A 26552-nucleotide genomic window follows, 5' to 3' on the forward strand; every position below is an offset into this window, starting at 1 on the left:
ATGCGTTCACATCATATCCCGAGCGCCGCTCGCCATTTTTCCAGCCAACCCACCGGCGCCTGCTGGCGCAACGGCGGTTCCAGCTCCCTCACGATCCGCGCACCAATGGCCGCGAAGCTGAACTGCGACACTGCCAGATCGCGCCCATTGACTGCAATACGTGCAGCGAGGTCCGGATCATTGCGCAGCACCGCGAGCTTTTCCTGCAACTGCGGGATGTCGCTATAGAACACCACGTTGTGCATGTCCTGCAGGCCCAGCGCACGGTTTTCCGCCTCCCCTTGATCATAGGCAAACAGCACGCAGCCACAGGCCATCGCTTCGAAATTCTTGATCATGTATTCGCCCATGCCGACGTCGGCACTGACGAAGAAACGGATGCGGTTGAGGGTGTCGCAGTATTCCTCACCGGACTTGGTACGGGTCACCACCAGTTTTTCCACCTGGCCCAGCTCGTCGAGCAACGCCTTGCGACCGCTGTAGGCGACGCTGTTGGTGCTGCCGACGAAGGCCAGTTCGATGTCACGCTCGCGCCCCTGATCGGCCAGCAGGCTCTGGTCATAACCCTTGGGCACGAACACTGCGTCGAAGCCTTCGCCGCGCAGGCGCTCGCTGACCACGAAGCCGGAGCTGAGCACGCGAGCCCACGGCAGTTTGCGGTAATGGGCGCTGAATTTTCCGGTGTACTTGCAGGGGATGTAATTCTGGTAGGCGTCGTGCTCCAGGATCACCAGATTGGGCACGGTGCGAATGAACGATGCCTGGCGGATCTCCTGCTTGAAGCGCAGGAAGAACACGATGCGGTCGTAGCGCGTGACATCGACATGCTCACGGAAATAACGCCGCAGGTTGCGTTGCTCGTCAGAGCTCAACCAGCGCAGGTCGCACTCGCAGTGTTCGGCGACGCCTTCGTAGAGTCGGTCCAGAATCGCGCGTTGCTCTTTCTGGACCAGGAATAGAACCTTCATGGGTGCCCTTGTAAAACCGGATGACTGTCGGCCCGACCGCTCGATTGCCTCAAGGGCGATCCCGCGCGATCAAAGCTCCCTGCGCCAGAACAGCTCGTGGCGACGCACCGCTTTTCTGAAAAATTCGTTCTCGCCCTCGGCCGGCCAGCGTCGGCCGGCCAACAGCTGTTGCAGACAGCGCCGGATACGCCGCTTGAGCGGAGCCGGCGGTTGCAGGTCGTGCATCATACCCAAGGCCATGGCTTTGTCGCGTTGTTGTGCGGTATCAAGTTCGACACTGTAGGGCACCAGTTCCTGGGCGGCATCGAACACCGGTGGCAACGCCACGCCACTATAGGCATCGCCCATGGGCCAGCGGTCGTTGTCGTGCAGGTGGTTGGCGTAGCCGAGAATCGTCGTCGGCTGCCATTCCAACCCTTGCAACGCTTCCAGCACGGCCGCTTGGGCGCAGATGTGATCGGGGTGCGGATCGATGGTCGCGTGGGGCATGACCAGCACTTGCGGCCGGGCCTCCAGCAGCAGCGCCTTCAGATCGGCGATCAGGTTGCGCCAGGTCGGCGCGCCGTCGACATCGCCTGGCAGGCTCATGCTGTTGAATTGACGGAACAGGCGGGTATCGGCCAGATCGGCCTCACGGGACGCGACAGGTTGATCCGGTGCCGCCTGCATCGCCGGCAGTTGCAGGCAGAAATAGCCCAGTTGCACGCAGCGCGACTCCGGCACGCCGGCCCAGCGCGGCACGGCGATGCTGTCCCAGGCACGCAAGCGGCCCTTGATCCGCGCAGCCTCGGCGCGGTTCATGCCCATCTGCTGATAGTGTTCGGCCTCGATTTCCCCGGCGGTCAGGGTGACGACCCAGCTCTCGTCGGCTTCGCTGTACAGGCCGAACGCTGCCAACTCGGCATCGTCTGCGTGGGGCGCGATGACCATCACCCGTTGACGACGGGCATCGGCATGGCGGAACGACCACAGCCGGGGCGCGCCCTGAATGCGCAAGCGATGACCACGAATCCGCAGGCGCCCGGCACTCAGCGCATCACCAAGGCCAGTGAGGTTGAGGTAGCGCACGCCGTTGACGCCGCGCTCGAAGGCCTGACGGTCGCGCACGTCGCCCGTCAACAGTTCGACGAACGGATCGAAGAAGCGTCCCGTCCACGAAGCCTTGAGCGGCAACGCCAGCACCAGGGTGTCGGCGTCGGTGAGTGTCTGCGGCTGATCCAGCACCAGCGTGTCGCCTTGCAGACGAACGCCAGGCACTTCGTTTTCTGCCGGAAAACGATACTGATAGTCGTCGCCAGGTGCGTAGAACAGGTGATCGGAAAACCAGGCCTCATGGGCCACCCAGCCCAGCACGGCGAGCAACAGCGGCAACCACCACGCCACGGCAACGCTGAGCACGATCAGCACCAGCAATGCCACCACCAGCGCCACGCGCTTGTTGCGGCGGTGGCGTTTGAGCAGTTCCTGTTTGCGGCTCAAATCTGAAACACCGGTACGGGGTTGCACCAACGATCCTTGTACTCACGATCGGCGCGACCAAAGGAGAAACGCAGCGCCTTGCCGCGAGCCCGCGCGTCTTCCCAGGCGCTCTGCGTATTGAGGAAGCTCAACACGCTGCCGGGGCTGAAGTCACGGGTTTCGGGGTCGACGCCACCGTTGATGTATTCGATGCTGATCCACTCTGGCGCTTCAACCCGATAGATCAGTTGAATGGCAATGGGCGCATCGTTGAGAAAGATCACCGAACCGATCAGCAGTTCCCGCAGCAGTTCGATGACCTCAGCCATGCGCTCGGCGCCGGTGGCAGGGAAACCCCAGCGGCGCTGGAACAGATCGCAGTACATACGCGCCATCTCGGCGCTGCTGAAGTCGCTGACCGGACGCACCACACCACCCGCTTCCTCAAGCAGGCGCAGCTCACGGCGCTGGTTGTAGCGGAATTTCTTCGACAGGTCTTCCGGCGCACGGGCCATCGCCAGCGATTCGGCCTGTGGCTTGAGGGTGGCGATCCGGCCAGCGCTCAGCTCGGACAGATAGCGCCCGCGATGGCGGACCGGCACCTGCGCATCAGCGGCGGCCGGCAGAATCAGCTCGGCATTGCCTAGATCGTACAGACCTTTCTTGCCACGGTTTTTCAGCACGTCCTTGGACAGCGCCAGAAAGCGCCCCCAGGTCGGAATCGCCGCTTTCAGTTCGCCGTCCTGCTGCCAGCCCAGGTAACGCACCGGAATTTCAGCAAGACCCGCCAGACGTTCGACCACCAGCGGATGCGTCGCGACGCTGCCGCCGTAGCGCTGCCAGACATCCTGATAGGCGCTCGCGTCGATGGCCGTCCAGCCGCGCTCGCGCCAGGTTTGAAAACGATTGAGCATCAGGATTCCGCCGTCAGATCGGTCACTTGCGGCAGACGCCAGAATACCCGGCGCACCGCCTCGTCGGAGAAGCGCTCATGCAGACGTTCAAGCATCAGCTCGGCGCAGGACTGGCGCTGTTCGCCGTCCAGGTGCGACAAGTGCACCAGCCCCTGGGCCAGATGCTCCGGGTCGGCCAGCGGAAACAGAATGCCCACGCCTTCGACCACTTCCTTCGCGCCGCCTGCCGCCGTAGCGATCAGCGGCACGCCAGCGACCATGGCCTCCAGCAGAACCATGCCGAACGGCTCGTGATCGGAACTGAGCGCAAATGCATCGAAGGCCTTGAAGTAACGACTGGCCTGCGGCACCTGACCCAGCAGCATGACCTGTCGGCCAATACCCAGCTCCATGGCCAGCTCTTTCAGATCCTGCTCCAGACGGCCCTTGCCCATGATCACCAGCTGGCTGCCGGCGGGCAGTCTCGGTGCAGCTTCGGCAAAGCCGCGCAACAGCGTGGCCTGATCCTTGTCCGGGTGCAGGCGTCCGACGTTACCGACGATCCACGCATCCTGCGGCAGACCCAACGCTTCGCGGGCCTGTTCACGAGGCAGTTGCAGTGCCGCGAGCGACTCGACATCGATCCGGTTGTAGAGGGTCTGGATGCGCCCGGTCGGCCATTTCGGCAAGCACTTGCGCATGTCGTCACGCACCGCGTCCGACACCCCAAGCAGGCTCAGGCGCTTGCGGAACAGATGCGCGAACAGCTTGCGGCTGCGGCGCTGGTAGTCGCCGAACGCATGATGCACGCCAATCACCGGCAGGCCGGTGGCGAGCAAGGCGATGTAGATCGGCTTGAAACGGTGGGCAATGCAGAAGGAGAAATCGCGCGAAGCGGCGATCTTGCGCAGATCGCGAATGGCACCCAGCTTCAGGCCACGAATGGCCTTGGAGCTGTATTCCATGAACAGCACTTCATCGGAGGCGCAGCCATTGGCCACATCGGCGTCGGCTGCGCCGGTCAGGAACACCGTGGTGACACGGTACCCCTGGCCGGCGAACAGACTGGCGTACTGACGGGCGCAGTCGAGAAACGGCCCGTCATAGCCGTGGCAGAACTGCAACACATGACGCTCAGCCGAGCGTGTCATAGGCGTCCGCACCGTCTTTGACCACGAGGATGTCTTCCATGATCAGGTACTGCAGATCCGAACCAAAGAACATGTTCAGCGCGTCGGTCGGCGAACAGATCATCGGCTCGCCACGGCGGTTCAGCGAGGTGTTCAGCGACACGCCGTTGCCGGTCAGGTCTTCCAGCGCCTTCATCATGTCGTAGTAGCGCGGGTTGTATTCGCGCTTGAGCACCTGAGCACGGGAGGTGCCGTCTTCATGGACGACTTCCGGTACACGGGTCTTCCACTCTTCGGCGACTTCGAAGGTGAAGGTCATGAACGGCGCCGGGTGATCGATCTTGATCATCTGCGGAGCGACGGTGTCGAGCATCGACGGGCAGAAAGGCCTCCAGCGCTCGCGGAACTTGATCTGGTGGTTGATACGGTCAGCCACGCCTTCGACGCTCGGGCAACCGATGATCGAGCGGCCACCGAGGGCGCGCGGACCGAACTCCATGCGGCCCTGGAACCAGGCCACCGGGTTGCCGTCGACCATGATCTTGGCGATCTGCTGCGGCATGTTTTCCAGCTTGCGCCATTTCGGCGCGCTTGGATGGCGTGCGCAGGCCGCGATGACGTCTTCGTTGCTGTACGACGGGCCGAGGTAGACGTGCTCCATTTTCTCGACCGGCACACCGCGCTGGTGCGACACATAGGCCGCTGCACCGACCGCCGTACCGGCGTCACCGGAAGCCGGCTGCACGAACAGCTCTTTGACTTCAGGACGGGCGATGATCTTCTGGTTCAGCTTGACGTTCAGCGCGCAACCGCCGGCGAAGGCGATCTTGCCGGTTTCCTTGAGGATGTCACCCAGGTAGTGATCCATCATCTGCAGCGCCAGTTTCTCGAACAGCGCCTGCATGCTGGCCGCGTAGTGGATGTACGGCTCGTCGGCGATGTCGCCTTCGCGCTTCGGACCCAGCCACTCGATCAGTTTTGGCGAGAAGTAGAAACCCTTGCCCTTCTCTTTATAACGACGCAGGCCGATGACGTTCGCGTATTCGGTGTTGATCACCAGTTCGCCGTTTTCGAAGCTGGCCAGACGCGAGAAGTCGTACTTGGTCGCGTCGCCGTACGGCGCCATGCCCATGACCTTGAATTCGCCGTCGAGCATTTCGAAGCCGAGGAATTCGGTGATCGCACCGTACAGGCCGCCCAGGGAATCCGGGTCGTAGAATTCCTTGATCTTGTGGATCTTGCCGTTTTCGCCGTAGCCGAAGAACGTGGTGGCGTACTCACCCTTGCCGTCGATACCGAGGATCGCGGTTTTCTCTTTGAAACCGGAGCAGTGGTAGGCACTGGAGGCGTGCGCCAAGTGGTGTTCGACCGGCTCGATCTTGACCTTTTTCGGGTCGAAACCCAGTTGCTCCAGGCACCAGACGATCTTGTTGCGGTAGCGCTTGTAGCGACGGTTACCCATCAGGATCGCGTCCAGCGCACGATCCGGGGCGTACCAGTAACGCTTGGCGTAGTGCCAGCGCGCTTCGCCGAACAGGCTGATCGGGGCGAACGGAATCGCCACCACGTCAACGTCGGACGGCTTGATGCCGGCTTGTTCCAGGCAGAACTTCGCCGATTCGTAAGGCATGCGGTTCTTTGCATGCTTGTCGCGCACGAACCGCTCTTCTTCAGCGGCGGCCACCAGCTTGCCGTCGATGTACAGGGCCGCGGAAGGATCATGGCTAAGGGCGCCGGACAGGCCAAGGATCGTCAATGCCACTAGGGTCTAGCCTCTTAAAGTCTGCGTGCAGGCGGCGTGCGCCTGATCGATAAGGTGTGCCCGGCGCCTGGGCGGCGGGCAGCTAAAGGGCGGGATTATAGCGTAATGCCGAGGGATTGGTCGCGGCCCGCTGAAAAGCATCGCGGGCCTTAGGCTCCGTACGAAAAGTTCTGACGCGAAGGTGAGGCAAGGCGAAAGCAGGCGAGGAACGGCCGGGGTCGCGCCCGACTTTACGAGTTTGTAAATGAGCATTCCGAGCCTGCTTTCAACGCAGCATCACCGAGTGTCAGGACATTTCGTACAACGCCTAGGGTGCCTTGGGCAGGCGCTGCTCCAGCAACTGATGCAGCGCGCTGTCGGCCGGCCAGTTGCGCATGAAGCGCGCCCGGTCTTTGGCAAAGGCGCTGGCAAAGCTGCTGGCCGAACGGTGCTGGCACATGGCATCGAGGTCGATCAGCGCCCAGCGATCCTGTTGCCAGAACACGTTGTGGCCCTTGAGGTCGCCGTGGCTGATGCGCTCGCGCAGCAGTTGCGCAAACAGCTGGTCCAGCGCCAGCAACTCGTTTTCCGGCGCTTCGCCCGACTCTACGTACGGCGCGAAACGCTCGATGATGTCCGGCCCCGACAGGTATTCGGTGACCAGATACGCCCGACGACGCAACCAGAAAAAGCGCTTTTCCAGCAGCGCCAGCGGCTTCGGCGTGGCGATGCCAAGGAACATCAGGCGGTTGCCTTCGCGCCACGAATGCCAGGCCCGGCTTGGGCGCCAGAAGCGTTTTAGCCAGTGGGCGAAATTCTTTATGTTGTAGCGCTTGATCACCAGTTCGCGACCATCGACCTCGGCTTTGGCGACACTGGCTGCGCCACCGGTCTTGTACAGGTGGCCGTTGTCGATCAACGCATCGGCGCGCTGCAACACGGGCTGCATCGCGGCGGTCTCTTCGCGGCGAATGGCACGCAGGGCGAACGGACCGTCGAACACGCTGAACAGGCTGCACTCGCGACCGACCTTGATCAGGTAATCGCGCAGACGCCAGCTGCGCACCTTGTCGATCTGCTTCTGCAAGGCCTCGACCGGCAGACCGTGTTCGCCGTTGCTAAGCAAGTAATACACCAGCAGTTCTTCGGTGAACGGCTCCAGCGATTTGGGCAGTTGGGCGAAGAACACGCCGAGGTTTTCCAGCACCTTTTGCCGCGACAGCGGCTTGCCGGCTTCTTCGGCGCGGATGCCGGCGCCGTCGATCAGGTACAACTGGCCGCCCTGACGCAGCAGGTTGTCCAGGTGCAGGTCTTCCTGCCACAGCCCCTTGGCGTGCATCTTCGCCACGGCTTCCAGTGCTTCGCCGAGCACGGCGCTTTGCTCATCGGCCAGAGGCGGCAGGTTTTCCACGGCCTTCCAGGCATCGCCGAGGCTTTCGGCCTGATCGAGAAACTCGAACAACAGCCAGCCGCCCTCGCCTTCGTTCAGGCCTTCGGCGAGCAGCTGCGGCGTGGTCAGTTGCTGTTCGGCGAGCAACTGCACACCGGCACGCTCACGCTGAAAGTGCCGGGGTGCCTTGCTGCCCACCAGCAACTTGGCCAGCACCGGACGCCCGCGCCAGATCCCCGCGCCGACGTAGCGCTGCCCCGGCAACACCCGCAACAGGCTCAACAGTTGCAGATCGGCCGGACCGGCCGCATCGGCCAGCGCAATGCTCATGGGCAGCGTTGGCGTACGACCGGCGTTTTTCAGTTCAGACAAACGCATCGGCGCCCTCTTCGATCAAACATGGATGAAACGCAGACCTTATGAACGGTGAAGCATTTGTGGGAGCGAATTCATTCGCGAAAAATCCTGCAGGCGATAAAAACGTGTCGACCGTTCGATCGCCTCGCGAATGAATTCGCTCCCACAAGGAACAGCGTTTACCGCCCCGCACGCTTATGACTGCCGCGCTTGGCCAGCCGCTGCCACCAGGCATCCACCAGACCGCTGTCGCTCGGGGCTTGCAGGTACGCGCCGAGCATCTCGCGCACTTCTGCTTCGTTCCACACCGGCGCACGGCGCAGCAGCGGTTCGAGATCCTTGACCCGGTCGCGTCGACCGAAAATCGATTTGCGGGTTTTCTCCAGGTCGATCAACTGTGCGAGGTAAGCACCGCCGCGGGCCTTGAGAAAAATATGCTTGGGGTAAAAGCAGCCATGTACCTGACCAGCCTTGTGCAGCGTGCGCGCCAGTTGTCCACAGGCCTGCAGAATCGCCAGACGCTGGGTCGCGGACAGTTCGCTCCACTGCGTCAGCAAGGCATCCAGGTCGGTCCAGCCGTCCAGCGCGCGGGTCATCAGAATCGCCCGGCGCTCGCCGTCGACCTTCTTCTCGCCGTAGAACACGGCATGCAGCGCCGGAATACCGAGTTTCTGGTACAGGCTGATGTTGCGAAACTCGCGGGAAAACGACGGCTCGCCCAGTGGATGATGCAGGGTGCGAGTCAGGTAGTTGCTCTGGCGCTTGAGGTAATAGCCCGAACCTTCCAGCTCCAGGCGGAACACGCTGCTCCAGCCACCGCGCCCGGTGTTCGGTTCGTCGACGGCATCCAGCTCGACGTCCCACAACGAATCGAAATCCGCCAGACCATGGCGCTCCAACAGGCCACGGTCGGCGTCAGCAATGAAAACACTCATTCGCGCCCCTCGAAAAAGCTGACGATATGACGAATGCGCTTTTTGTCTGAGGCGTTCAGGCGCTGGCGTCCACGGTATTGCAGGTAGAAGCGCAGACGCTGGGTCGCCGAAAGGTGATATTTGGCCACCTTGTCCAGACACGCGAGATCCTTGGTGATGCGGTAGCGCAGCATGAAGCTGACCCAGAACGCACCGTTGGGGCAGTCGATCAGGAACACTGTCGACCGGTCATCGACCAGCAGGTTGCGCCATTTCAGATCGTTATGGGTGAAATGGTTGTCGTGCATGGTGCGGGTGTAGCGCGCCACCTGACGGCTGACGGCGTCGACCCAGGAGCGGTCGGTCAGACGCGCATCGTGATGCCGGGCCAGCTCGGACAGGTCTTCGGTGCGCGGCAGCTCGCGGGTGATCAGCGCGCCACGATCATACGCCGCGCCCTTGCGCTCCAGCCCCCAGGCCACCACCTCGGCGGTCGGAATGCCCCACTTGGAGAAGCGCTTGAGGTTCTGCCACTCGGACTTGACCCGTGGCCGCCCCAGATAACGGCGCAGCCCCTTGCCGGCGGCCACGTAACGCTTGACGTAATAGTTGATGCCGCCTCGTTCGACACGGATCACTTCCGACAGCGGGTCGCGGGTCAGACGCTCGCCCTGCAAGGCGAACACTGCATCCAGCGAACCGAAGTCATCGGCCAGCGCCGTGTAGCCAGGTTCCAGATTCCATCCCGCCATCAGAGCGCATCCCCGTACCGCAGCTTGCGCTGGTAAAGCTTCTCGGCCTTGGCCTCCAGCCACACCAACAGCGCCGACTCTTCGGCAAGGATCTTGCGCAGCGGTTGCTGAAGGTAGCCCTTGAGGAAACGCATCTTGTCGCGACGGGTCAGGCCGATGTCCAGCGCCGAGAAATACAGCGCCGCCAGATCCTTGTTGCGCCAGCGCATGGTAATCGCCGGACGGGTCTGGGCACGGTGCAAGTCGATCACCGAGAGCTTGAAGTCGTCAGGCGTGACCGGTTTGTCGGTGTGCAGCAGAAAATGGCAAAGGTAGCAGTCGCGGTGGTTGACCCCAGCACGGTGCATCATGCCGACCAGTCGAGCCACTTCGGCGATGTAGGCGCGCTTCATACGCGGCTCGGGCGGCTCCTTGAGCCAGTTGATGCTGACATCTTCCAGGCTTTCGGTCGGCGCCAGCTCTTCGGTGACGATGAACGAATGCTGCGCCGCCGGGTTGTTGCCACGCTCGCCGTAGGCCACGCAGGTCATGGTCGGCACACCGACTTCGGTCAGGCGGTTGATCGCGTCGTATTCCTTGCCGGCACCGAGCACCGGCAATTTCGCGGTCAGCAGGTTCTTCGCCACTTCACCCCAGCCGATGCCGCGATGGATCTTGACGAAATAACCGCGCCCGTCGACTTCCGTGCGCAGCGTGCGGCGGTTTTCCAGCTCGCGGTACACCTGCCCCTGCAACGCCTCGACGGCGTCGAACGCATCGCGCCCGACCCACAGGCTTTTGAAGGGTTCTGCGAGAATCAGCTTCATCCGCGGTGCTCCGCCAAAATCACATCCGCAGCGTGCTGCGGCATGCTGTAAAGATCGGCCGTGTCGGCGAACGCCAGACCATTGCGGCCCCAGGCCGTGCGCGCGGCATCGTCCTTGAGCATGCGGGCCAGATAGTCGTTGAGCTGGCTCTGTTCGAACGGCTCATCGAGCACCAGACCGCTGTCGGCCTCGGCGATGTAATGGGCGTAACCGCACACCGCGCTGACCAGCACCGGCAGCCCGGCCACCAGCGCTTCCAGCAAGACGGTGCCGGTGTTTTCGTTGTACGCCGGGTGAATCAACACGTCGGCGCCCAGCAGGAAACGCGGGATGTCGCTGCGGCCCTTCATGAAGGTGACGTTGTCGTTCAGGCCCAGCGTGGTGCTTTGCAACTGGAAGACCTTGGGGTCGTCCTGGCCGATGACGAACAGCCGGGTGCGCTTTCTCAGCTCCGACGGCAAGGCCGCCAAGGCCTTGAGACTGCGGTCGACGCCCTTGGTCTTGAAGCCGGAACCGATCTGCACCAGCAGCAGGTCATCGTCGCCCAGCTTGAACTCGCGACGGAAGTCGGCGCGGATCTCGGCGGCATTGGCCGGGGCGCGACGGTCCTGGGAAATCCCCGGCGGCAGCAGGTGGAAACGCGCCAGCGGGGTGTCGTAATGCTTGATGAACAGCGGCTGCTGCACTTCGGAAATCATCAGCACTTCGGTCTTCGCATCCCTGGCGAACACCGCGCGCTCGTAGTCGGCGAAGTGACGATAACGACCCCAGTATTTGTACAGGCCGTGGCGCAGGTTCTGCGCCTTGTCTTCGTAGCAGCCGTCGGCGGCGTAATAGACGTCCAGACCGGGCATCTTGTTGAAGCCGATCAGGCGGTCGACCGGGCGCTTGGCCAGGTCGGCGTTCATCCAGTCAGTGAGCTTTTCGTTGCGCCGATGGTTGAAGATCGCCTTGACCGGCGCCACCAGCACTTCAAAGCCCGGCGGCACGTCGCCTTCCCAGATCAGCGTGTAGACGCGGATCTGATGCCCGCGCTGCTGACACTCCAGGGCGATGCGCATGAAATCGCGCTGCAAGCCACCGAAGGGAAAGTATTTATAAAGCACGAAGGCCAGTTGCATTACGGATGTTCCTTTGCCGGCAGCAGCGCACCCAACTGGGTCGCCACACGCTCGGGATTCAGGCGAGTGAAGCACATCGGCCACTCGCGTTCGGTATCGACCCGACGCTGATCTTCAGCGGTCGGGCGATAGGTGCATTTCTTTTGCAGGCACGGCGCGCAGGCCGGGTAATCCGCGGCCAGATGCACCTGCGATTTGCCGTAGGCGCCGGTCAGGCCCGGATTGGTCGGGCCGAACAGCGACAGGGTCGGCACGTCCAGCGCCGCCGCCAGATGGCCCAACCCGGTGTCGACCGCGACACAGCCCTGGGCACCGGCGAGCACGCGAGCAACGCCAGCCAGATTCAATTTGGGGAGCACCACGGCGTTATCAAGGCCATCGGCGATCCGCTCGGCCCGCGCCTTCTCCGCCGGGTTGCCCCACGGCAGGCGAACTTCGAAGCCCTGACCAATCATGCGCTCGGCCAACTGACGCCAGTACAGCTCGGGCCAGTGCTTGGTGACCCAGGTAGTGCCGTGCAGGAACAGCACGAACGGCACGCCGCTTTCGGCGTCCAGCAAGCGACTGCGATCCAGGCCGTAATCGCCGAGGCCCGCCGGGACTTCATAACCCAGCGCCTGAGCGAACAACTGACGCAGACGTTCGACCGCATGTTGCCCACGGGCCACAGGATACGCCTGATCGTAAAAACGCGCGGCCAGCGGCTCGCGGGCGGAGTTTCTGTCCAGACCGGCAATCGGCGCCTTTACGTAGCGGGTCAGCCAGGCGCTTTTCAGCAGGCCTTGAGCGTCGATCACCAGATCGTAAGGGGTGTCGCGCAGGCGCTGCTTGAACTGGCGCCACTCACCGTTCTTGAAGGTCTGCCAAAGGTTCTTGCGCCAGCGGCGGATCGCCACCGGAATCACCCCAGCCACCGCCGGATGCCAGGTCGGGATCTCGGCAAAGCCTTCTTCCACCACCCAGTCGAACTGAATGCCGGGAATCGCTCGCGCTGCATCGGTCAGTGCCGGAAGCGTGTGAATCACGTCGCCCAGCGACGAGGTCTTGATCAGCAGTACCCGCAAGTCAGGCAACCTCTACCGGGCTGCCGCCCAGCCGTTCCAGAGCCTGAACCACGGACTCGGGCTCAAGCTGGCGCAGGCAGTTGTAGTGACCGAAACGGCAGGTGCGCTCGAAGCATGGGCTGCATTCGATGCCCAGTTGCACGATCTCGACATGATCGGCCAGCGGCGGCGTGAAGCCCGGCGAGGTCGAGCCATACACGGCCACCAGCGGGCGGTTCAGCGCCGCAGCAACGTGCATCAGGCCGGAGTCGTTGGATACCACTGAATCGGCGCAGGACAGCAGGTCGATGGCCTCGGCCAGCGAGGTCTCGCCGCTGAGGTTGGTCGACTCTTCGCGCAGGCCGGGAATCAGCCGCTCGCGGATGCTCTCGCCCACCGCATGGTCATTCTTCGAGCCGAACAGCCAGACCTGCCAACCCTCGCGGATCTTGGCTTCGGCCACCTTGGCGTAATGCTCGGACGGCCAGCGCTTGGATTCGCCAAACTCGGCTCCCGGGCACAGCGCCAGCACCGGACGGTCCAGGGCCAGGCCGAACTTGGCCAGCGCGGCGTCGCGGCTGGCGGTTTCGATCTGCAGGCTCGGCTTGGGGTAAGGACGCGGAATCTCGGCGCCCTTGTCATAGGCCAGCGCCATGAATCGCTCGATCATCAGCGGGTATTTCTGCTTGTCGAGCAGGCGCACGTCATTGAGCAGGCCGTAGCGGAATTCGCCGCGCCAGCCGGTGCGTTTCGGGATACCGGCGAAGAACGGCACGAACGCCGACTTCAACGAGTTGGGCAGCAGAATGGCCTGATCGTACCGGCCCTTGAGCGACTGGCCGATGCGCCGGCGGGTCGCCAGCTCGAACGCGCCGTGGCCGAGCGGAAAGCTCAAGGCCTGACGCACTTCCGGCATGCGCTCAAGAATCGGCCGGCTCCACTCGGGCGCCAGCACATCGATTTCGCACTGCGGGTGACGCTGTTTCAGGCACTGGAACAGCGTTTGCGCCATCACCATGTCACCGACCCAGCTGGGCCCTACGATCAGAATTCTCATGCTCAATCCAAAACGACCAGAAACGAGCAGGGAGGCCCATCAGGCTGCGTGACGCTTCCACACAGCCTGACGCCTCCCTGTCATAGCTTTATATAGGTCCCGAAGTTCAGACCTTGTAGTGTTCTGCCCGGCCTTATCGCGAGCAAGCTCACTCCTACAAAGGCATGCGATACCTGTAGGAGTGAGCTTGCTCGCGATGAGGCCAGCACTGCCACCATCAATATTTCAGGCCAGTCAGCTCAACCCCAACTGCGCCCAGATCCGCATCACTTCACGCCGTTCGCTGACGAACTGATCACCACTGACCACGCCTGCATCCTTTTGCAGGGCTTGCCGGTGGGCGGCCGAGCGATACGCCTTGTACACCTCCCGCAGCAGAGTGGCGTCATCGGCGGACATCAGTCCGGCCTGCTCCAACCCTTCCAGAATGCGGATGTTATCGGTGTAACGCAGCAGCGCCGGATGCTCCCGGGACCACGCCAAGGCGGCGTATTGCACCATAAATTCGATATCGACGATACCACCGGCATCCTGCTTGAGGTCGAAGGAGGACGCGGCCTCGAAGGCATTTTCGCCCTTTCCGGCCTGGGTCCCCTTGGTGCCGAGGTTGTCGCGCATCTTGGCGCGCATCTCGCTGACTTCCTGGCGCAGCGTGTCCAGATCGCGCTCGCGACCCAGCACCGCAGCGCGCACCGCCTCGAAACCGGCGCCCACATCGGCACTGCCCACCAGCACCCGCGCGCGCACCAGCGCCTGGTGCTCCCAGGTCCAGGCTTCGCTCTCCTGATAACGGCCGAACGCCCCCAGCGAACTGACCAGCAGGCCCGACGCTCCGGACGGCCGCAAGCGCATGTCGACTTCGTACAGCTGGCCGGAGTTGGTCTGGGTCGTGATCAGGTGAATGATCCGCTGGCCCAGTCGGGTGAAGAATTGCGCGCCATCGATGGGTTTGGCGCCATCGGTTTCGGCCTGCGGATCACCGTCATGGATGAACACCAGATCCAGGTCCGAACCATGCCCCAGCTCAATGCCGCCGACTTTGCCATAACCGACAATCACGAAGCCGGGATCGCATATCGTGCCGTCCGGACGCCGTGGCGCACCGTGACGGGCGACCGTGTGGCGCCAGGCCAGCGCCAGCACCTGTTCCAGAATCGCTTCGGCCAGCCAGGTCAGGTAATCGCTGACTTTCATCAGCGGCAGGCTGCCGGTGATTTCCGAGGCAGCCACGCGCAGGCTATGGGCCAGTTTGAAGTGGCGCAGCGCTTCCATCTGCTGTTCAAGGTCATCTTCGGGAATCCGCGTCAGCCGCTCGCGCAACTCAGCGCCGAGTTCCAGCGCCTGAGGCGGGCTGAACAGGCGCCCCTCATTGAGCAACTCGTCCAGCAGCAGTGGGAAACGGGCGATCTGTTCGGCGATCCACGGGCTGGCCGCACACAGGGTCAGCAGACGACGCAAGGCCCCGGGGTTCTCCGTGAGCAGCACCAGATACGCCGAGCGCCGGGCCACCGCCTCGACCAGCGGCAGCACACGCTCCAGCACCAGATCGGGGTTTTCATGCTCCACCGCTTGAGCCAACAGCCGCGGGATAAACGCATCCAGACGCTCGCGCCCCAGACGCTGCATCGAGCGCAGCTGCGAGCTGTTACGCAGATTGCTCAGATGCTTGAGAGCCTTCGGCGCATCGGTAAAACCACCCTCTTCCAATTGCCGGCAGGCGCTTTCCTCATTCTGGGATTCTTCCCAAAGAGGCAGCCACTCGCCGCCGACGATCTCTTCGCCGCCGTCCTGCTCGCTTTCATCTTCATCGGGGTCGGCAATCACCTGGCGGAAATGCCAGTCCACGCGACCGCGCCAATACATCAGTTTTTCGTGGAAGCTGCCCCAGTCGGCGAAGCCCATGATCAGTGCAACCCGCGCCTGATCCTGCTCGTCGTCCGGGAGCATCTGAGTCTGGCGGTCGGCAATCGCCTGAATCGCGTGTTCGGTGTAGCGCAGGAATTCGTAGCCTTCGCGCAGTTCTTCAATCACCGGAGCCGGCAGATAACCCTGCCCTTCCAGCGTCTTCAGCACCTTGAGCAATGGCCGTTGCTGCAGGCTCAGATCGCGCCCGCCGTGAATCAACTGGAAAGCTTGGGCGATGAACTCGACTTCGCGGATGCCGCCGGAACCCAGCTTGATATTGGCCGCCATGCCCTTGCGCCGGACTTCCTGCTGAATCAGCTGCTTCATGGTGCGCAGCGCTTCGATGGCCGAGAAGTCCAGGTAACGGCGGTAAACGAAAGGTCGCAGCATGCCCAGCAACAGCTCGCCCTTTTCCTGATCGCCACCGACCACCCGCGCCTTGATCATCGCGTAGCGTTCCCAGTCGCGGCCCTGGTCCTGGTAGTACTGCTCCAGCGCGTTGAAGCTGAACACCAGCGCGCCGGACGAACCATAAGGACGCAGGCGCATATCAACGCGGAACACGAAACCGTCGACGGTCACCGGGTCCAGCGCCTTGATCAGACGCTGGCCGAGGCGGATGAAAAACTCCTGGTTATCCAGCGGCCGTTTGACGCCCTGGGTTTCGCCGCCTTCCGGGTAGGCGAAGATCAGATCGATGTCCGAAGACAGGTTCAATTCCACGGCGCCCAGCTTGCCCATGCCGAGGATGACCATCTGCTGCGCTTCGCCGCTGCGACGCCCGGTCGGCGTGCCGAATTGCTGGCAATGACGTTCGTACAACCAGCGATAGGCGAGGTCGATACTGCCATCGGCCATGTCGGACAGGTCACGACAGGTTTGCACCAGATCCGCCTGACGGGTCAGGTCGCGCCAGATAATTCGGACTTGCTGCCGCGTCCGTTGCCGACGTAGATTACGCCCCAGTTCATCATCGCTGGTCGCCTGCAGTACCGCAGTGGCGATCTGCTCACGCAGTTCACCCGGCGCAAAACTGCGCTCCAGCTCGCCGGCTTCGGCGAGGTCGAGCAGCATCTGTGGATCACGACACACGTGGTCGGCGACAAAGTCGCTGGCTGCGCACACGCGATCGAAAGCCATCAGCCGAGCCTCGGGCCAGGCGTCGAAACGTGTTTCGGCGTCAGTGCCAAGGGCAGTCAGGGAATTACGAAAAGACTGTCGCGCACGCGCGACCAATGGCAGGAGAGTGGCTGGCAGATCGGCCAGCAAAGGCAGGCTCATGGTCTATCCTTTCTCGGCGCTCAAAAGGCTACCCGAAGCGCGGGTTGTACACACGTTGCGGGGCAGACTGTCGAACAAAGGTTAAAAATTGCTGATGACTGATTATTTTTGGTTGCCAGCATCATGCTTATGATGATCTGTTTGTTATTTCCACCAGTTTTTGCAATTTGCTTCACCGCATGACACGAGCGAAAACATCGTTCAGCTGTAGTTTTACTACTGTATATACAAGTCGAAAAGCTGAAACGGCCAAAGATTTGTAGTAAAACTACACAACGCCGGGTACAACGCCGGCGATCCAAGAATTTTTACATCGTCTGCCCACAAGGCCAGTCGCAACAAACTCAGGCGACCGATTCTGGAAGCCTTTCCGCCCTGGAGCAAGCCATGCAAGACCTCGATCCCGTCGAAACCCAGGAATGGCTGGACGCCCTGGAATCGGTTCTCGACAAAGAAGGCGAAGACCGTGCTCATTACCTGATGACCCGTATGGGCGAGCTGGCCACACGAAGTGGTTCGCAGCTGCCATACGCCATCACTACGCCTTACCGCAACACCATCCCCGTCACCCGCGAAGCACGCATGCCCGGCGACCTGTTCATGGAACGCCGCATCCGTTCGATCGTTCGCTGGAACGCGCTGGCAATGGTAATGCGCGCGAACATGCAAGACCCTGACCTGGGCGGCCACATCTCCACCTTCGCCTCCAGTGCGACCCTGTACGACATCGGCTTCAACTACTTCTTCCAGGCACCGACCGAAGAACACGGCGGCGACCTGATCTACTACCAAGGTCACGCATCGCCAGGCATCTACGCTCGCGCCTTCCTCGAAGGCCGCTTGAGCGAAGAGCAGATGCTCAAGTTCCGTCAGGAAGTGGACGGCGGCGGTCTGTCTTCGTACCCGCACCCGCACCTGATGCCGGACTTCTGGCAGTTCCCTACCGTTTCCATGGGTCTGGGCCCGATCACCGCGATCTACCAGGCACGCTTCATGAAGTACCTGGAAAACCGTGGCTTCATCCCGGCCGGCAAGCAAAAGGTCTGGTGCTTCATCGGCGACGGCGAGTGCGACGAGCCGGAAACCCTGGGCGCCATCTCCCTGGCCGGTCGTGAAAACCTCGACAACCTGATCTTCGTCATCAACTGCAACCTGCAGCGCCTCGACGGCCCGGTTCGCGGCAACGCCAAGATCATCCAGGAACTGGAAGGCGTGTTCCGTGGCGCCAACTGGAACGTCAACAAGGTCATCTGGGGCCGCATGTGGGACCCACTGTTCGCCCAGGACGAAGACGGCCGCATGCAGCGTCGCATGGACAAAGCCATCGACGGCGAATACCAGAACTACAAGGCCAAAGACGGCGCCTACGTGCGCAAGCACTTCTTCGGCGACGATCCGGAACTGCTCAAGCGCGTCGAGAACCTGTCCGACGACGAGATCTGGAAACTCAACCGTGGCGGCCACGACCCGTACAAGGTCTACGCAGCGTACCACCAGGCGGTCAACCACAAAGGCCAGCCTACCGTCATCCTGGCCAAGACCATCAAGGGTTACGGTACCGGTGCGGGCGAAGCGAAGAACACCGCGCACAACACCAAGAAAGTCGATATCGAATCGCTGAAGAAATTCCGTGACCGCTTCGACATTCCGCTGAACGATTCCGAGCTGGAAGCACTGCCGTTCTACCGTCCGGCCGAAGACAGCGCGGAAATGAAATACCTGCGCAAATGCCGCGAGAAGCTCGGTGGCTCGCTGCCGCAACGCAACCGCGGCAACATCAGCATTCCGACGCCGCCACTGGAAACCCTCAAGTCCGTTCTGGACGGCTCGGGCGACCGTGAAATCTCCACCACCATGGCGTTCGGTCGTATCCTCGCCTCGCTGGTGAAAGACAAGGAACTGGGCAAGCGCATCGTGCCGATCCTGGCCGACGAAGCCCGTACCTTCGGTATGGAAGGCATGTTCCGTCAGCTGGGTATCTACTCGCCTGTCGGCCAGCTGTACGAGCCAGTCGACCGCGACCAGGTGATGTACTACCGCGAAGAGAAAGACGGCCAGATCCTGCAGGAAGGCCTCAACGAGGCAGGCGCGTTCTCCTCGTTCATCGCTGCCGGTACCGCCTACAGCAACTACAACACCCCGATGCTGCCGGTCTACATCTTCTACTCGATGTTCGGCTTCCAGCGTATCGGCGACCTCGCGTGGGCTGCTGGCGACGCACAGACTCGCGGCTTCCTGCTGGGCGGCACCTCCGGGCGCACCACGCTCAACGGTGAAGGCCTGCAGCACGAGGACGGTCACAGCCACCTGCTGGCCAGCACCATCCCGAACGTGCGCAGCTTTGACCCTGCCTATGCCTACGAGCTGGCAGTGATCATGCGTGAAGGCACGCACCGGATGATGACCCTGCAGGAAAACGTCTACTACTACATCACCGTGATGAACGAAAACTACCACCAGCCAGCCATGCCGGCCGGTGTGGAAGAAGGCATCATCAAGGGTATGTACCTGCTGGAAGAGGACAAGCGCGAAGCCGCTCACCACGTCCAGCTGATGGGTTCGGGCACCATCCTCAACGAAGTGCGCGAAGCGGCGAAGATCCTGCGCGAGCAGTTCAACGTCGGCGCCGATGTCTGGAGCGTCACCAGCTTCAACGAACTGCGTCGCAACGGTCTGGCCGTCGAGCGCAGCAACCGTCTGAAGCCAGGTCAGAAGCCACAGTTGAGCTACGTTGAAGAGTGCCTCAACGGCCGTAAGGGTCCGGTGATCGCTTCGACCGACTACATGAAACTGTTCGCTGACCAGATCCGTCAGTGGGTTCCGACCAAGGAATACAAAGTCCTGGGCACCGACGGTTTCGGCCGTTCCGACAGCCGCAAGAAGCTGCGTCACTTCTTCGAAGTCGACCGTCACTTCATCGTGCTGGCAGCCCTGGAAGCCTTGGCCGATCGCGGCGATATCGAACCGAAGGTCGTGGCTGAAGCCATCACCAAGTTCGGCATCGACCCAGAGAAGCGCAACCCGCTGGACTGCTGAGCGTAGATCGAGAAGAGCGCTGAGAGCGTGCGCGAAACAGCCGCCGATGCGGAATTTACTTCGGTAAATGAGCATCCCAGGCTGTTTCGTTGCTACTGCACCGGCGCAATCGAGTGAACAGGTTCTCCTGAGGAGAGACATTGTGAGTGAGCTAATTCGCGTACCCGACATCGGCAACGGTGAAGGTGAAGTCATTGAGTTGATGGTCAAGGTCGGCGACCGTATCGAAGCCGACCAGAGCATCCTGACGCTGGAATCCGACAAGGCGAGCATGGAAATCCCTGCTCCGAAAGCCGGCGTCGTCAAAAGCATCAAGGTGAAGCTGGGCGACCGTCTGAAAGAAGGTGACGAGCTGCTGGAGCTGGAAGTCGAAGGCGCAACCGAAGCGGCTCCGGCTGCTGCTCCTGCCGCCGCGGCTCCTGCACCTGCTGCCGCGCCTGCCGCTGCCCCTGCTGCTGCCCCGGCCCCTGCTGCCGCTGCCAGCGTTCAGGACATCCACGTGCCGGACATCGGCTCGTCGGGCAAGGCCAAGGTCATCGAAATCCTGGTCAAGGCCGGCGACAGCATCGAAGCCGACCAGTCGCTGATCACCCTGGAGTCCGACAAGGCCAGCATGGAGATTCCATCTCCGGCTGCCGGCGTGGTTGAAAGCATCATCGTCAAGATCGACGACGAAGTCGGTACTGGCGACCTGATCATCAAGCTGAAAGTTGCAGGTGCTGCGCCCGCCGCTGCCCCGGCTGCTGCCGCTCCAGCCCCTGCTGCCGCGCCTGCCGCAGCTCCGGCTCCAGCCGCTGCACCTGCCGCCCCGAGCGTGCAGGACATCCACGTGCCGGACATCGGTTCGTCGGGCAAGGCCAAGGTCATCGAAGTCCTGGTCAAGGCCGGCGACAGCATCGAAGCCGACCAGTCGCTGATCACCCTGGAATCCGACAAGGCCAGCATGGAGATTCCATCCCCTGCTGCCGGCGTCGTTGAGAGCGTGATCGTCAAGCTGGATCAGGAAGTCGGTACCGGCGATCTGATCATCAAGCTGAAAGTTGCAGGCGCCGCGCCTGCTGCTGCACCGGCCGCCGCTGCCCCAGCTCCTGCTGCCGCGCCTGCCGCTGCTCCAGCTCCAGCTCCAGCTGCCAAGGCTGCTCCGGCCCCCACTGCCGCACCTGCTGCGGCCAGCGGTGCCAAGGTTCACGCAGGCCCGGCGGTTCGCCAGCTGGCCCGCGAGTTCGGCGTCGAGCTGAGCGCCGTTGCAGCCACCGGCCCGCACGGTCGCATCCTGAAAGAAGACGTGCAGCTGTACGTCAAGAGCATGATGCAGAAGGCCAAGGAAGCACCGGCCGCTGCTGCCGGCGCGACTGGCGGCATGGGCATCCCGCCGATTCCGGAAGTCGATTTCAGCCGTTTCGGCGAAATCGAAGAAGTGCCGATGACTCGCCTGATGCAACTGGGCGCAACCGGTCTGCACCGCAGTTGGCTGAACATCCCGCACGTGACCCAGTTCGACCAGGCCGACATCACCGACCTGGAAGCTTTCCGCGTTGCACAGAAAGCCGTCGCCGAGAAAGCCGGCGTCAAGCTGACCGTGCTGCCGCTGCTGCTCAAGTCCATCGCGCACCTGCTCAAGGAACTGCCGGACTTCAACAGCTCGCTGGCACCAAGCGGCAAGGCCGTGATTCGCAAGAAGTACGTGCACATCGGTTTCGCGGTGGACACTCCGGACGGCCTGCTGGTCCCTGTGATCCGCGACGTCGACCAGAAGAGCCTGTTGCAACTGGCTGCCGAAGCCGCTGCGCTGGCTGAAAAAGCCCGCACCAAGAAGCTGACCGCCAACGACATGCAAGGCGCCTGCTTCACCATCTCCAGCCTCGGCCACATTGGCGGCACCGGCTTCACGCCGATCGTCAACGCGCCGGAAGTGGCGATCCTGGGTGTGTCCAAGGCCACCATGCAGCCGGTCTGGGACGGCAAGGCCTTCCAGCCACGCCTGATGCTGCCGCTGTCGCTGTCCTACGATCACCGTGTGATCAACGGTGCAGCGGCTGCGCGCTTCACCAAGCGTCTGAGCGAGTTGCTGGCGGATATCCGTACGATTCTGCTGTAAGTCTCAACAGGCCCGCGTCCAGCGACGCGGGCCTGCGCTGTTTTTCGAGCTGCCACGCTCGTACCTCAACCCCGCTCATTTGGCGGGGCTTTTTTTGCGCGGTGGTTTTGTGAATACCCGCAACTCTGGAACGCCCCCACCTGTAGGAGCTGGCTTGCCCTGCGACCGGCGACGAAGTCGTCGTAAACCCTATGCCCCCGGTTTATCTGGCGAATCGCTTGGTCTGCTAACGCAGCCCTGTTTCGCCTGGCGGCGAGTTACACGAACCTGTAGGAGCGTGGCTTGCCCGCGATCGGCGACGGAGTCGTCGTAAAACCTGTGCATGCGGTGTGTCTGATGTATTGCTGAGTCTGCTAACGCAGCCCTGTTTCGCCTGACGGCGAGTTACTTGGAAAAGCCCCAAGTAACCAAGGGCTCTTCACCCCGCCATACGGCATCTCGCCTAGGCTCGATGTTCCCTCACTCCGCCGACGCTCCGTGGAGCCCGCCGCGAATGGGCCATCCATGGCCCACGCGGCTCTCGCGACATCCTGTCGCTCAACCCACTCCACATCGCCTGCGTTCGGCCTTCTGGAACGGGGCCCCAACATCAAAAGCTGAAAAGCAAAAGCATGTGCTCCTACGGATGCATGGACGTCAAACAAGGTTGAGGTCACTTAAGATCCTTGTGGGAGGGAGCTCTGCTCGCGATGGCGTCAGTCCGGGCAATGCTGTATCAAGTGGCCCAGCGTCATCACAGACAACACGCTCCTACAATCAAGTCTGCGTTGTACCGGGCAAACGGCATGCGCAAGTTTCACGCACACCCCTGAAAACAACCCAGTGCCCCAATAACAAGCACTTAGCACTTATTCCCGACAAATCCGACCAATAACCTTCAGTTAATCCCGGTTTTGCCGACAGATTTATAGCACTAAGCCATCGCGCTCACTTGTCAGCCCGTTCGCCATGATGCAACCTTGCGACACGCGACTTAACAATGGGCCCCTGGCCCGGACGCGACCGTACTCTCACAGCGAGTTCCTTCATGAAAAGCCAACCTGATGCTGCCGCCCGAACGGCAGCCGAGGTCGTGACGCAATTGCCGGTGCCCTCGCGGCTCGGCATGCTGCGTTTCGAGCGGCTGAATGAACCCAGCTGGGCGATGCTGTACCTGGACCCCAATTGCGAAAAGCAATTCAGCATGCCGGCCATGGAGCTGTGCGCGCTGATCGGTTCGCCGTACGCGAGCCTGATGGAGCCCGAGGCGCGCTATCAGTTGCACGACTCGGTGCAGATGCAACTGGCCGCCAACTCTCATTACGTGATCCGCTACACCCTGCACACCGCTCGCGGTTCGCTGGGCCTGCTGGAGATCGGTGAGGGTTATCGGCAGCACAATCGCCATCTGCTGCGCGGCTATCTGATGGTGGTCGACGACGTGTTCGCCGCCGCAGAGCTCGATTTCGATATCGACGACCTGGAAGTGCAGAACTCGCGCCTGCAGATCGCGCTGGAACTCAACCAGCGCGCCCAGCACGAGCAGTTGCGCCATCTGGAGCGGGTTCGTGCCCAGCAAAGCCTGATTCTGCGCCTGACCCGACATCGCTACAGTTCGAACAACTCGCTGCAGGAAGCGGCCGAGCTGATCACTAAAAGCGCCTGCGAAATCTACGACATCGACCGCGCTGCGATCTGGAACCTCAATGGCAAGACCCTTGAGCCGATCGCCGAATACCGCCGCGAAACCGATGAGTACCTGAAGCCTGCGCCCATCGACATCAGCCGCTTCCCCAGCTATCTGGAAGCGCTGCACACCAGCCGCGCCATCGACGCCAACAACGTGCAGCACGACCCGCGCACCCGCGAGCTGGCCGACAGCCTGTTGCCGCGCAACATCAATGCGATTCTTGACGCCAGCATACGCATCGACGGCCAGGTGGTCGGCGTGCTGTGCCTGGAACAGAATGGCGCCGCGCGGGACTGGCAGTCCGACGAGATTGCCTTTGCCGGCGAGCTGGCCGATCAGTTCGCCCAGGCCATCAACAACCACAACCGCCGCACCGCGACCAACGCCCTGCACCTGTTCCAGCGTGCTGTCGAACAGAGCGCCAACGCGTTTCTGCTGGTCAACTGCGACGGCGTGGTCGAGTACGTCAACCCGAGCTTCACCGAGATCACCCAGTACACCGCCGAAGAAGTCCACGGCCACCGCCTGTCGGAACTGCCGGCGCTGGAGAACCTCAACTCGTTGCTGCTCGACGCCAATTCCAGCCTGGCCAGCGGCAACAGCTGGCAGGGTGAATTCAAGAGTCGGCGCAAAAACCTCGAACCCTACTGGGGCCAGCTATCGATTTCCAAGGTGTATGGCGACAACCGCGAGTTGACCCACTACATCGGCATTTACGAAGACATCACTCAGGCCAAGCTGTCCCAGCAGCGCATCGAGCGCCTGGCGTACACCGACAACCTGACCAATCTGGGCAACCGCCCGGCGTTCATCCGCACCCTCGACGAGCATTTCGCCCGTGATATCGAGACGCCGATCAGCCTGCTGCTGGTCGACATCGACAACTTCAAGCGGATCAACGACAGCCTCGGCCACCAGACCGGCGACAAGCTGCTGATCAGCCTGGCCCGGCGCCTGCGCAACAGCCTGAGCCCGACCGGGATTCTGGCGCGCTTTGCCAGTAACGAATTCGCCGTGCTGCTCGACGATACCGGTCCTGAAGACGGCCAGCGCATTGCCAGCCAGGTGCTGACCACGCTGGACAAGCCGATGTTCGTCGACAACCAGTTGATCAGCGTGACCGGTTCGGTGGGCCTGGCCTGCGCGCCGCTGCATGGCCGCGATCCACAGACACTGATGAAGAACGCTGGCCTGGCCCTGCACAAGGCCAAGGCCAACGGCAAACATCAGGTGCAGGTGTTCACCGAGGCGCTGAACGCCGAAGCCAGCTACAAGCTGTTCGTGGAAAACAACCTGCGCCGCGCGCTGACCCAGAACGAGCTGGAAGTCTTCTATCAGCCCAAACTGTGCCTGCGCACCGGCCGCCTGCTGGGCATGGAAGCGCTGCTACGCTGGAACCATCCGGAAAAAGGCATGATCCGTCCGGATCAGTTCATCAGCGTGGCGGAAGAAACCGGCCTGATCATCCCGATCGGCAAGTGGGTGGCGCGCCAATCGTGCCGCATGAGCAAACAACTGAGCGCCGCCGGTTACGGCAAACTGCACGTGGCGATCAACGTGTCGCCGAAACAGTTTTCCGACCCGGACCTCGTCAGTTCGCTGGCCAGCATCCTGCGCGAAGAACAGCTCGACCCGTCGCTGCTGGAGCTGGAGCTGACCGAAGGCCTGCTGCTGGAAGCCACCGAAGACACCCGCCTGCAACTGGACTCGCTGAAAACCCTCGGCCTGACTCTGGCGATGGACGACTTCGGCACCGGTTACTCATCGTTCAGCTACCTGAAGAAATTCCCCATCGACGTGATCAAGATCGACCGCAGCTTCATCCGCGACATCCCGGATGACCAGGACGATATGGAAATCACCTCGGCGGTCATCGCCATGGCCCACAACCTCAAACTGACCGTGGTCGCCGAAGGCATCGAAACCGCCGAACAGCTGGCGTTCCTGCGTCGTCACCGCTGCGATGTCGGCCAGGGCTACCTGTTCGACAAGCCGATCCCTGGCGAAGAACTGATCAACAAGCTGAGCCGATACCCCCGCGGCGCTCAGGCCTGACCGCTCCTCCGTAATCCCCTTCCCTGCTGCCCGGCTTCTACGGCACACTGGTCGCCTTTCATTTGAACCAGAAACGTCTGACCCCCATATACGGCGGTCACTGACATTACTTGTCCAAAGAGGATTGACCTCATGGCCCTGCGCTCGGAAATTCTTGTGAACAAAAACGAAATGCCTACTGCCCAGCAAGCGCTGCCGGGCCGCGAAACCCCGATGGTTCTGCCGGAGACTCACTTCGTCAACGGTCGCCCGTTGCTGGGTCCATTTTTTGAAGATGTCGAATTTGCGATTTTCGGCCTGGGTTGCTTCTGGGGCGCCGAACGTCGTTTCTGGCAACGTGATGGCGTTGTCAGCACCGTGGTCGGCTATGCCGGCGGTTTCACGCCGAACCCGACTTACGAAGAAGTTTGCTCGGGCCTGACCGGCCACAGCGAAGTGGTGCTGGTGGTGTATGAGCCGGCGAAAGTCAGCTACGAACAATTGCTGGCAATGTTCTGGGAATTGCACAACCCGACTCAGGGCATGCGCCAGGGCAATGACATCGGCACCCAGTACCGCTCGGTGATCTACGCCACCAAACCGGAACAACTGGACGCCGCCAAGGCCAGCGCCGAGGTGTATCAGGCCGAACTGACCAAGGCCGGTCTGGGCGAGATCACCACCGAGATCGACCAGGCGCCGACCGTGTACTTCGCCGAGGCTTATCACCAGCAATACCTGGCGAAGAACCCGCAGGGTTATTGCGGTATCGGTGGCACCGGGGTGTGCATGCCGCCGTCGTTGAATCAGGCTTGATGCGCTGACGCGCCCTCAAGACAGGTCACCGACCTTGTGGGAGCCGGTTTGCTGGCGAAAGCGGTTTGTCAATCACAGTTGAG

At 62.0% G+C, this 26552-nt stretch carries 17 protein-coding genes; 4 read left to right on the plus strand and 13 right to left on the minus strand.

All coding sequences use genetic code 11. The annotated features are described in order from the left end of the window. Nucleotides 1–11: 11 nt before the first annotated feature. The 13 genes from ACIPL0_RS00710 to glnE form a co-directional block, all read right to left on the minus strand. Nucleotides 12–968, minus strand: coding sequence for a glycosyltransferase (locus tag ACIPL0_RS00710; RefSeq protein ID WP_400594844.1), 957 nt, complete (start codon nt 966–968; stop codon nt 12–14). A gap of 69 nt (nt 969–1037) precedes the next feature. Then, complete coding sequence (locus ACIPL0_RS00715) at nt 1038–2447, minus strand: PIG-L deacetylase family protein (protein ID WP_400594841.1); 1410 nt, start codon at nt 2445–2447, stop codon at nt 1038–1040. Beyond that, the gene (locus ACIPL0_RS00720) at nt 2444–3340 is read right to left on the minus strand and encodes an antimicrobial resistance protein Mig-14 (RefSeq protein ID WP_400594838.1); all 897 of its coding nucleotides are present in this window, start codon (nt 3338–3340) and stop codon (nt 2444–2446) included. The genes ACIPL0_RS00715 and ACIPL0_RS00720 overlap by 4 nt, the downstream gene beginning before the upstream one ends. After that, a complete protein-coding gene (locus tag ACIPL0_RS00725; RefSeq protein ID WP_400594835.1) occupies nt 3340–4470 on the minus strand; it encodes a glycosyltransferase in 1131 nt (376 codons plus the stop codon). The genes ACIPL0_RS00720 and ACIPL0_RS00725 overlap by 1 nt, the downstream gene beginning before the upstream one ends. After that, the gene (locus ACIPL0_RS00730) at nt 4454–6211 is read right to left on the minus strand and encodes a carbamoyltransferase (protein WP_400594832.1); all 1758 of its coding nucleotides are present in this window, start codon (nt 6209–6211) and stop codon (nt 4454–4456) included. The genes ACIPL0_RS00725 and ACIPL0_RS00730 overlap by 17 nt, the downstream gene beginning before the upstream one ends. 307 nt (nt 6212–6518) lie before the next feature. Further along, nucleotides 6519–7958, minus strand: coding sequence for a lipopolysaccharide kinase InaA family protein (locus ACIPL0_RS00735; RefSeq protein ID WP_400594830.1), 1440 nt, complete (start codon nt 7956–7958; stop codon nt 6519–6521). A 158-nt stretch (nt 7959–8116) separates the two neighbouring features. Next, nucleotides 8117–8872: a lipopolysaccharide kinase InaA family protein gene (locus tag ACIPL0_RS00740; RefSeq protein WP_400594827.1), complete on the minus strand. Its 756-nt coding sequence runs from the start codon at nt 8870–8872 to the stop codon at nt 8117–8119. After that, nucleotides 8869–9603 (minus strand): lipopolysaccharide kinase InaA family protein, encoded by a 735-nt coding sequence (locus ACIPL0_RS00745; protein WP_400594825.1) that lies wholly within the window; start codon nt 9601–9603, stop codon nt 8869–8871. The genes ACIPL0_RS00740 and ACIPL0_RS00745 overlap by 4 nt, the downstream gene beginning before the upstream one ends. Further along, the gene (rfaP, locus tag ACIPL0_RS00750) at nt 9603–10409 is read right to left on the minus strand and encodes a lipopolysaccharide core heptose(I) kinase RfaP (protein ID WP_400594822.1); all 807 of its coding nucleotides are present in this window, start codon (nt 10407–10409) and stop codon (nt 9603–9605) included. The genes ACIPL0_RS00745 and rfaP overlap by 1 nt, the downstream gene beginning before the upstream one ends. Next, nucleotides 10406–11530: a glycosyltransferase family 4 protein gene (locus ACIPL0_RS00755; RefSeq protein WP_400594820.1), complete on the minus strand. Its 1125-nt coding sequence runs from the start codon at nt 11528–11530 to the stop codon at nt 10406–10408. The genes rfaP and ACIPL0_RS00755 overlap by 4 nt, the downstream gene beginning before the upstream one ends. After that, nucleotides 11530–12594 (minus strand): lipopolysaccharide heptosyltransferase I, encoded by a 1065-nt coding sequence (gene waaC, locus ACIPL0_RS00760; RefSeq protein ID WP_400594817.1) that lies wholly within the window; start codon nt 12592–12594, stop codon nt 11530–11532. The genes ACIPL0_RS00755 and waaC overlap by 1 nt, the downstream gene beginning before the upstream one ends. Before the next feature lies 1 nt (nt 12595). Next, the gene (gene waaF, locus ACIPL0_RS00765) at nt 12596–13630 is read right to left on the minus strand and encodes a lipopolysaccharide heptosyltransferase II (protein WP_400594815.1); all 1035 of its coding nucleotides are present in this window, start codon (nt 13628–13630) and stop codon (nt 12596–12598) included. Between the two features lie 234 nt (nt 13631–13864). Continuing rightward, a complete protein-coding gene (gene glnE, locus ACIPL0_RS00770; protein WP_400594813.1) occupies nt 13865–16816 on the minus strand; it encodes a bifunctional [glutamate--ammonia ligase]-adenylyl-L-tyrosine phosphorylase/[glutamate--ammonia-ligase] adenylyltransferase in 2952 nt (983 codons plus the stop codon). Nucleotides 16817–17203: 387 nt separating this feature from the next. Between glnE and aceE the strand changes: the two genes are divergently transcribed. The 4 genes from aceE to msrA all read left to right on the plus strand — a co-directional run bounded on the left by aceE (nt 17204) and on the right by msrA (nt 26469). Next, entirely contained in the window at nt 17204–19852 is a 2649-nt protein-coding gene (gene aceE, locus ACIPL0_RS00775) for a pyruvate dehydrogenase (acetyl-transferring), homodimeric type (RefSeq protein WP_400594811.1), read from the plus strand. 142 nt (nt 19853–19994) lie between these two features. Further along, on the plus strand, nt 19995–21950 hold the full coding sequence (gene aceF / locus ACIPL0_RS00780) for a dihydrolipoyllysine-residue acetyltransferase (RefSeq protein WP_400594808.1): 1956 nt from the start codon (nt 19995–19997) through the stop codon (nt 21948–21950). A gap of 1027 nt (nt 21951–22977) precedes the next feature. Further along, nucleotides 22978–25674 carry a putative bifunctional diguanylate cyclase/phosphodiesterase gene (locus tag ACIPL0_RS00785; protein WP_400594806.1) on the plus strand — a complete coding sequence of 899 codons (2697 nt, stop codon included), beginning with the start codon at nt 22978–22980 and terminating at the stop codon, nt 25672–25674. Between the two features lie 132 nt (nt 25675–25806). Then, a complete protein-coding gene (gene msrA / locus ACIPL0_RS00790; protein WP_400594803.1) occupies nt 25807–26469 on the plus strand; it encodes a peptide-methionine (S)-S-oxide reductase MsrA in 663 nt (220 codons plus the stop codon). Nucleotides 26470–26552: the final 83 nt, after the last annotated feature.

The organism is Pseudomonas sp. NPDC090208, assembly GCF_044746785.1.
Taxonomy (GTDB): domain Bacteria; phylum Pseudomonadota; class Gammaproteobacteria; order Pseudomonadales; family Pseudomonadaceae; genus Aquipseudomonas.

What these genes read in the sequence shown, in the direction of transcription:
- ACIPL0_RS00710 (WP_400594844.1), bottom strand. Translation starts at nt 968, where the DNA reads ATGAAGGTTCTATTCCTGGTCCAGAAAGAGCAACGCGCGATTCTGGAC.
- ACIPL0_RS00720 (WP_400594838.1), bottom strand. Translation starts at nt 3,340, where the DNA reads ATGCTCAATCGTTTTCAAACCTGGCGCGAGCGCGGCTGGACGGCCATC.
- ACIPL0_RS00725 (WP_400594835.1), bottom strand. Translation starts at nt 4,470, where the DNA reads ATGACACGCTCGGCTGAGCGTCATGTGTTGCAGTTCTGCCACGGCTAT.
- ACIPL0_RS00735 (WP_400594830.1), bottom strand. Translation starts at nt 7,958, where the DNA reads ATGCGTTTGTCTGAACTGAAAAACGCCGGTCGTACGCCAACGCTGCCC.
- ACIPL0_RS00740 (WP_400594827.1), bottom strand. Translation starts at nt 8,872, where the DNA reads ATGAGTGTTTTCATTGCTGACGCCGACCGTGGCCTGTTGGAGCGCCAT.
- ACIPL0_RS00745 (WP_400594825.1), bottom strand. Translation starts at nt 9,603, where the DNA reads ATGGCGGGATGGAATCTGGAACCTGGCTACACGGCGCTGGCCGATGAC.
- rfaP (WP_400594822.1), bottom strand. Translation starts at nt 10,409, where the DNA reads ATGAAGCTGATTCTCGCAGAACCCTTCAAAAGCCTGTGGGTCGGGCGC.
- ACIPL0_RS00755 (WP_400594820.1), bottom strand. Translation starts at nt 11,530, where the DNA reads ATGCAACTGGCCTTCGTGCTTTATAAATACTTTCCCTTCGGTGGCTTG.
- waaF (WP_400594815.1), bottom strand. Translation starts at nt 13,630, where the DNA reads ATGAGAATTCTGATCGTAGGGCCCAGCTGGGTCGGTGACATGGTGATG.
- glnE (WP_400594813.1), bottom strand. Translation starts at nt 16,816, where the DNA reads ATGAGCCTGCCTTTGCTGGCCGATCTGCCAGCCACTCTCCTGCCATTG.
- aceE (WP_400594811.1), top strand. Translation starts at nt 17,204, where the DNA reads ATGCAAGACCTCGATCCCGTCGAAACCCAGGAATGGCTGGACGCCCTG.
- ACIPL0_RS00785 (WP_400594806.1), top strand. Translation starts at nt 22,978, where the DNA reads ATGAAAAGCCAACCTGATGCTGCCGCCCGAACGGCAGCCGAGGTCGTG.
- msrA (WP_400594803.1), top strand. Translation starts at nt 25,807, where the DNA reads ATGGCCCTGCGCTCGGAAATTCTTGTGAACAAAAACGAAATGCCTACT.